Raw genomic sequence first — 3,086 nt, forward strand, 5'->3', positions numbered from 1 at the left:
GGGTGAGGGCTGAGATCACATCTGCAAAGCAATCCATGGCACGCGAGGCAAGACATTCTCATTCACTGTATCCCTTGTGTGGTAAGGTGAACGGGTACAGGCACCGTTGGTAGGGGTAGGTTCTAAACCCGCCCTCACCACCCTGCCTGCGCAGATGACTCCCGCCCCCGCTGGGGGCGGGTGAGGCTAGAAGCGTGTCGCAACGCAGTGCTGGAACCAGCACCAGCCTGATAGGGGGCGAGCGGGCTGGGGCTGCCGCTGCATGCGATGGTGCGTGAACCGAATTTGGGTGTCTGTGCCGATCCATCAGCGACTGCCCGGTGGCATTCCCGGCAGTGTACCAGCGCAGTTCTGATACCCTGAATGATTCCCAGTGTCAGTCAAGGCTTAATGTCACGGATTGGTCGCCGGTACTTCTGCCGGTGGCGCTGAAGGGTTATCTGCCGGTGTGGCCGGTTGGGTCTGATCGACGCGCAGCCAACCTACATAGCGTGTGTCACCGACACGCACCATTGCCTCGTACCAGTCACCCTCCTGATTAAAGACAAACACTCGACTGTCTGGCGGAGCCTGAACGAAAATCCGCGCCTGTGCCGATGGTGCCGCACGAACTGCTGCCTCGACACTGGTGTAAAGAATTGGCCATTCGGGGGGCAGCAAGGCAGCACCGTCATATGGATCGCGCTGATTGAGATACTGCAAAATCCCTTCGGCAATCCCTCGTGCCGCCAGGTCTGGCCGGTCGACGATAATCGTCCGGTCGGCAGCACTGGTCAGAAATCCGGTTTCGACAATGATGGCCGGCGTAGTACGGGCAATTGCGTGGGTGTGGCGGCGGTAATTGAAGGCGTAGTAGCCGCGCATATTGATAGAGATACCGTGGCGATCTTCCGGCAAACCGGTAATGACACCATAGGTGGCGGACACAGCTTCCATCAATGCTCGACTCGCGGCTGAGGTACGCCAGGGCGTGGCAATCTTCCAGCCACGTGCCCCGGCAGTAGAACCGTCGGCGTGAATGGCGACAAATGCATCAGCATCATATGAAGGTGGAACCGTAGCTGGCAGCAGATCAACCTCAACCCCCGCTGCAATCAGGATGTCGCGCACGCGGATTGCAATCGCCTCATTAACCTCGACCTCGCTAATGTTCTGCCAGTAGGTTCCGGTTGACGTTCGCAAGTGGGCCAGTTCTTCCGGTAATTCGTTTGAACGTAAATGCCCAATCTGCAGACCGACCCGAGGGGGTGTGCCGGGTGGTCGTGGTGTTGGGGTAGGGATAACACTCGGTTGAGTAGTTGGTGAAGGAACGACCGGTTCGGCCACCAGATCACTCACCGGTGCAGCCTGGGCAACCCGTTGTGGCGTTGCCGTTGGGGATGGGAATGGTGTTGGCAAGACCATTGTTGGTAACGAAGTGATAGTTGTGATAGTTGCTACCACTGCCACTGCAACCGACGATGATTCAGCGGTCGGCACCGGTTGTTGAATCGGTGTGGCCGCTGAGCAGGCGGACAAGACCAGCAGGTAGATTAGAATAGGGATTATTCTCGGCTTCATGCTGGTATCATATCATCGACTTGATAATTGTTGTTTAAGAATTTGCTAAGAGTATGACCATAGGAGGATTACTATGATCGTGGTGAAGATTGGTGGTAGTGCCGGTAACGATTACGATGCCCTCTGCGATGATATTGCCGAACGCTGGCGGGCCGGTGAACGGCTCATTCTCATTCACGGTGGTTCCGATCAGACCAACCGTTTGGGCGAGGCGCTCGGTCATCCGCCGCGGTTCGTCACCTCGCCGAGCGGACATACCAGCCGTTACACCGACCGTCGCACACTCGAAATCTTTATGATGGCGACTGCCGGCCTGATCAACAAGCAACTGGTTGAACGCCTGCACATGCGCGGTGTGATGGCACTGGGTCTCAGCGGGCTTGATGGTCGTATCCTGTCCGGCAAGCGCAAAGCGACGATCAGAGTGATTGAACAGGGTCGGCAGATGATCCTGCGTGACGATTGGACTGGTACCATCGAGCAGGTCAATCGTGACCTGTTACACATGCTGCTCACTGCCGGTTACCTGCCGGTGGTGGCCCCACTGGCCTGTTCGGAGGCCGGTGAAGCGGTGAACGTCGACGGTGATCGCGCTGCAGCGGCTATTGCGGCAGCTATTGGTGCGCAGACGCTCATTCTGCTCTCGAACGTACCGGGCCTGCTGCGCAATTTCCCAGACGAGTCATCACTGATTACCCATATCCCCCGCAATAATCTCGAATCATCCATGACATACGCTGCCGGTCGGATGAAGAAAAAATTGCTCGGTGCGCAGGAGGCCCTGACCGGTGGGGTGCAGCGCGTGATCCTTGCCGATGCCAGGATTTCGGCGTGTATCAGTCAGGCATTGAATGGTGGTGGAACCCACATCGTGTAAGACGCATTGCGTAGAGTTGCGCTATTGTAAGGCACAACGTGCCTCAGACAGCATTTCCTGCGTTCGGCACGCCAGCACGGAAAAGAGAGGCAATGTCTGCCAATTTCTCCACGATGCGCGTGTGTCGTGGCTTGGCGTGCGGAAGGCGGCCTTCCGCCCCCGCCGGCGTGTGTCGCACCGGTCATCCTGCTGAACGGGTACGACATGCGTTTTCGTCATAATCAAATCTGGCAATGATTGATGAGATGGCCTTTATATAGAACCTATTTCAAAAAACGTCTACAAGCAAGAAGCTCATTCATTCCTGACCGCTCTATGATTGCTATGGGTACATCCAGCATCCAGGTGACCGAGAGGAGTAACGGCTTGATACGCGCCAGATCGTGAGCACGGCTGCTGCGGCAGCCATGCTGCCGCGCCAACTATGCTCACGATCCGGCGCGTGGCATGCCGTTGACCCGGCTGGTCACGCGGATACCGGGTGTGCTCGCCACGATCAATGGAGGTGGTCGGCAATGAATGAGATACCTTGCTCACGATCCGGCGCGTGGCATGCCGTTGACCCGGCTGGTCACACAAATTCGGGTGTGTTCGTCAAGATCACAGCGTCAGTCAGGAATGAATGAGGTAACTGCTATCAGACATTTTT

General features: G+C 56.8%; 2 protein-coding genes. One reads left to right on the forward strand and one right to left on the reverse strand.

The annotated features are described in order from the left end of the window. Positions 1-393: 393 nt before the first annotated feature. Complete coding sequence (locus VAE57_RS17660) at positions 394-1,560, reverse strand: N-acetylmuramoyl-L-alanine amidase (protein WP_322823146.1); 1,167 nt, start codon at positions 1,558-1,560, stop codon at positions 394-396. A gap of 73 nt (positions 1,561-1,633) precedes the next feature. Between VAE57_RS17660 and VAE57_RS17665 the strand changes: the two genes are divergently transcribed. Then, positions 1,634-2,437: a [LysW]-aminoadipate kinase gene (locus VAE57_RS17665; RefSeq protein ID WP_322823147.1), complete on the forward strand. Its 804-nt coding sequence runs from the start codon at positions 1,634-1,636 to the stop codon at positions 2,435-2,437. The last annotated feature ends 649 nt before the right edge of the window (positions 2,438-3,086 follow it).

The organism is Chloroflexus sp. (assembly GCF_034434295.1).
Classification (GTDB): Bacteria; Chloroflexota; Chloroflexia; order Chloroflexales; family Chloroflexaceae; genus Chloroflexus.